This is a genomic window from Psychrobacter sp. CAL346-MNA-CIBAN-0220, from assembly GCF_040309805.1.
GTDB lineage: Bacteria > Pseudomonadota > Gammaproteobacteria > Pseudomonadales > Moraxellaceae > Psychrobacter.
Window position 1 is genome coordinate 1 of sequence record NZ_JBEOPF010000636.1, and the last position, 244, is coordinate 244.

Annotated in this window: 1 protein-coding gene; it reads left to right on the top strand. The window is 38.1% G+C overall.

The annotated features are described in order from the left end of the window. Nucleotides 1-165: 165 nt before the first annotated feature. A partial coding sequence (locus tag AAEY88_RS15120) for an NAD-dependent epimerase/dehydratase family protein (protein WP_350563708.1) occupies nt 166-244 on the top strand: 79 nt, incomplete at its 3' end.

Below are 244 nucleotides of genomic sequence, written 5' to 3' on the forward strand. Positions count from 1 at the left end.
GACCGGTATTAATTTGAACGTGCCATCAATAATTTAAATGGCAATTGAACTGTGATAATTTACAATACATGAGAGGCTATTTATCTAACTGACCTGATAAAAGTTGATCGCCAAAAATCAACCAGCCCTATAACTTGACTCATTAATTCACAGGACGATTAAACTATGACAATTTTGGTAACCGGCGGCGCAGGCTATATTGGTACACATACCGTAGTAGAGCTATTAAAGGCCGGACAGAAAG